Consider the following 3,432-nt stretch of genomic DNA (forward strand, 5'->3'; position numbering starts at 1 on the left):
CAGCAGAGCCGGCACGTAGTCGAGGCCGGTGACGGTGGCGAAGCGTCGGGCGGCGGCCAGCGCCGCGTTGCCATTGCCGGTGGCGACGTCGAGGACTCGCTGGCCGGCGCGCAGGTCGAGGGCCTCGCAGAGCCCCTCGGCCATGATGACGAGCGTCGAGCCGACCACCGCGTAGTCGCCGGTGGCCCAGGCTTGCTGCTGTCGCTGCTTGATGGCAACGAGATCGGGGGTAGCTGGGGCGGTGAGAGTAGTAGACATCTTGCGTTCGCTCCTTGTCGTAGGGTCGTGACCCGAAAACTCGAGGGGTACTAGGTCGCCCGCACTGCAACCGAGCCGCAGGGGCAGCATCGGCAGTCCGAGCGCGAAGTAGCGTTAGGTCGTGGTGGCCTCCCTTCGGTAGGGCCCGTCGCGGTACTCGGCCGGGACCGGCCCGGCGCTCGCCAGGGCCGGCTCGAGGCGGTCGGCGAGCCGGCGCAAGGTGACGCTCACCTCCCGACGCACGCTGTGGCGGCGCCGGTTGGGGTGGATGGGGCTGGTCGGGAGCGCCGAACGCGCCTCGTCGGCGGTCAGCCGCTGGGCGGTGGTGAAGGCGACAATCTCGTGCATCTGCTTCCGCTCCATCTGGTTCCGCTCCTGGATTCGGCGATCAGTGGTCCAATAGACGATGAAATCGAGCATGACGGTCCTTTCAGGCCGGCCCTTCCGGCACCTGGCATCTGCTGGGCACGGGTCTATCATGACGATTGGTCCGGCTATGCACACCGGGAGGAATCTCCGGTTTACCGGCATGGCCTGGGGCAGGGAGACCTGGGAGAACATCCTAGGAGGGAGCTGTGGTCAGGCCCTTGCAGAGGGCGAGGGCGGTAGTTCACCACCTCCATGCCACCAGCACCGCCGCGTTCGTCGAGCCGTCCTGCTCGGGCAACTGCAGTCATCGCTCGGCCCGTCCGGCCGCATGGGAAAGCCATCAACAGTCGGCGGATCGGCGAAGAGGTGCAGGCGGGCGTACTGGAGCAGGACGACGGTCTTGGCATCAGCGATCTCGCCGTTGGCGACCATCGCCTCCGCCTCTGTGAAGGGCAGCTCCAGCACCTCGATGTCCTCCCCCTCCGCTGCCACGCCGCCGCCCACGCCGGCGCCCGGTTCGACCTCGGCAACGAAGCAGTGCAGTCGCTCGGTGACGGAGCCGGGACTCATGAACAGCTCGAAGACCTTGCGCGGGGTGCGCAGCCGGAACCCGGTCTCCTCCTCGGCCTCAGCGGCGACGCGCCGCTCCGGGCTGGCTTCGTCGAGCAGGCCGGCCGGCGCCTCGATCAAGAAGCCGGGGTGGCCAACCGACCACGCCGGGAAGCGGAACTGGCGCACCAGCACCACCGTGCGCCCTACAGGGTCATAAGGGAGGACCACGGCGCCGTCACCCCGGTCGTACGTCTCGCGGCGCTGTTCCTGCCAGGTGCCGTCGCCCCTCTGGTAGTCCAGGAAGGTGCGCTTGAGCACGCCCCAGTCGTCAGCTAGCACGTCCACCCGGCGCACCCGCACCCGTGGGTCCGGCAGGTCGGCACTGGCCACGGCTGCCACGCCAATCGCCCGCTTGCTGTTCATCGCGTCCCTCCGATTCTGCTATTTGCACGTTTGCTCCGGTATTCTGCTACAATACCGGCAGTAACACGCTATGTCAAGCATGTTCATGCAACATCGTGCAGATACCAGCAAGGGCAAGGAGGCGACGTGCTGACTGAAGGGCGCAAGCGGGCAATTCTCGACCGGCTCGAGCGGGACGGACAGGTCTCGTCGGCAGTGCTAGCCCGGGACATCGGCGTTTCCGAAGACACCATCCGCCGCGACCTGCGCGACCTTGCCGAGCAGGGCCGGCTGCAACGCGTCCACGGCGGCGCCCTGCCTGCCTCGCCGGCAGTCGCCGACTTCGCTGGCCGGATGGAGCTCAATCCCGACGCCAAGGCCGTCATCGGGCGAGCCGCGGCGGCGATGGTCCGCCCGGGACAGGTGGTCCTCATCGACGGTGGCACCACCGCCGCCCAAGTCGCCCGTCATCTGCCCCGCGACCTTGCGGCCACCGTCGTCACGCATAGTCCGAGCACCGCGTTGGAGCTCGTCGATCACCCGCGGGTAGAGGTCCTGCTGCTGGGGGGCCGGTTGTTCAAGCACTCGGTGGTCGCGGTCGGCGCCGAAACGGCCGAATCGCTGCGCCAAATCAATGCCGACCTCTGCTTCCTGGGCGTCACCGGGGTCCATTCCGAGGCCGGGCTGACCACCGCCAACGCCGAGGAGGCCGCGATCAAGCGGCTGCTCATCGAGCGGGCGGCAGAAACCTGGGTGCTGGCGTCGTCGGAGAAGCTGGGAGCCGCCTCGCCCTTCGTCATCGCCTCCCTGGCCGAGGTCGCCGGCCTGATCGTCGAGCGGGACGCCCCGGATGCCGCAGTAGCCCTCGCCGCCGGCGCAAACGTGCCGTTTGTGCGGGCATGACGACGGGAAACACTGAGGCTCACCTGTCTCCCAGGCGCCGGGCACGGTGAGCCGGGCGGGGCCCGGGGCAGGGAGACCCGGGAGAACTTCCTAGGAGGGGTGCACGGTCAGCCCCTCGCGGAGGGCGAGGGTGGCGGCGTCGCGCCGGTTGGCAACGCCGAGCTTGCCGAGGATGTTGGCGACGTGGAATCCCGCCGTCTTCGGGCTGATGAAGAGCTCGTCGGCGATTTCCCGGTCGGTCCGCCGGTGGGTCAGCAGGCGCAGAACTTCGACCTCGCGCCCCGTCAACCGATGCCGCGCTGCCAATCCGGCCGACGCTGGGGCAGCGGCCGGTCGCACCGCAGCATTGCCGCGGGTCGCCGCCGGCGGTCCGCGCCGGACCGGCGGCAAGTCGCACACGCCGAGGGCCTGCAGGCGCTGGATCACACGCCCCAGGGCTGGCTGCGCTCCCAGCCCCTCGAAGATCGCAGCGGCGCACTGCACGGTGCTCGGGTCATCACTCGCGGCCAGCACGCACGCCTCTTCGTACGGGCAGCCGATCTCCCGCCAGGCCTCTGCCGCCGCCGCGACGTCGCCGGCGATCTGCATGGCGTAGGGCGCGGCAATTCCCTCGGTCGGAACGTCACGGTCACCAGCCTGCCACAAGAGCCAGGCGAGTTCGCCCCGGTCCCAGCGATTTCCTCGGCTGAAGACCGCTTCGCGCACGGCCCCTGCCTCTTCCAGCGCTCGCCGGTGGTCCCCGTCCAGGAGGGCCAATTCGGCGCGTGCGGCGCAGACTGGACTGATGCGCACCAGTTTGCCCGTCCGCTCGGCCAGTGCCGCTGCCTCATCGAGCGTCGCTTCTGCCTCCTGGTTCCCCCGGCGAGCGTACAGCTGGCCCAGGGTGGTCAGCGCGATCATCCGCGTCACCGACGACAGCATCACTTGCTGCAAGAGCTGGCGAATCTC

At 69.3% G+C, this 3,432-nt stretch carries 4 protein-coding genes and 1 pseudogene; 1 reads left to right on the top strand and 4 read right to left on the bottom strand.

Annotation, left to right across the window (positions count from 1 at the left end):
* From VHK87_RS18940 to VHK87_RS18950, 3 genes and pseudogenes are all read right to left on the bottom strand, one after another.
* Nucleotides 1-258 (bottom strand): annotated as a pseudogene (locus VHK87_RS18940) (hypothetical protein); the annotation flags it as partial.
* Nucleotides 259-372: 114 nt separating this feature from the next.
* Complete coding sequence (locus VHK87_RS18945) at nt 373-678, bottom strand: hypothetical protein (protein ID WP_329636452.1); 306 nt, start codon at nt 676-678, stop codon at nt 373-375.
* Between the two features lie 159 nt (nt 679-837).
* A complete protein-coding gene (locus tag VHK87_RS18950; protein ID WP_329636453.1) occupies nt 838-1,602 on the bottom strand; it encodes an NUDIX domain-containing protein in 765 nt (254 codons plus the stop codon).
* Nucleotides 1,603-1,728: 126 nt separating this feature from the next.
* Here VHK87_RS18950 and VHK87_RS18955 point away from each other — a divergent pair, with 126 nt between their 5' ends.
* Nucleotides 1,729-2,484, top strand: a complete 756-nt coding sequence (locus VHK87_RS18955; RefSeq protein ID WP_329636454.1) for a DeoR/GlpR family DNA-binding transcription regulator — start codon at nt 1,729-1,731, stop codon at nt 2,482-2,484.
* A gap of 90 nt (nt 2,485-2,574) precedes the next feature.
* Here the strand turns inward: VHK87_RS18955 and VHK87_RS18960 are convergent.
* A partial coding sequence (locus VHK87_RS18960; RefSeq protein ID WP_329636455.1) for a helix-turn-helix domain-containing protein occupies nt 2,575-3,432 on the bottom strand: 858 nt, incomplete at its 5' end.

The sequence above is a fragment of the Phenylobacterium sp. genome (assembly GCF_036263695.1).
Classification (GTDB): domain Bacteria; phylum Pseudomonadota; class Alphaproteobacteria; order Caulobacterales; family Caulobacteraceae; genus Phenylobacterium.

Bases quoted from the DNA above. Each gene is read 5' to 3' on its own strand.
- VHK87_RS18945 (WP_329636452.1), bottom strand. From the start codon at position 678: ATGCTCGATTTCATCGTCTATTGGACCACTGATCGCCGAATCCAGGAG.
- VHK87_RS18950 (WP_329636453.1), bottom strand. From the start codon at position 1,602: ATGAACAGCAAGCGGGCGATTGGCGTGGCAGCCGTGGCCAGTGCCGAC.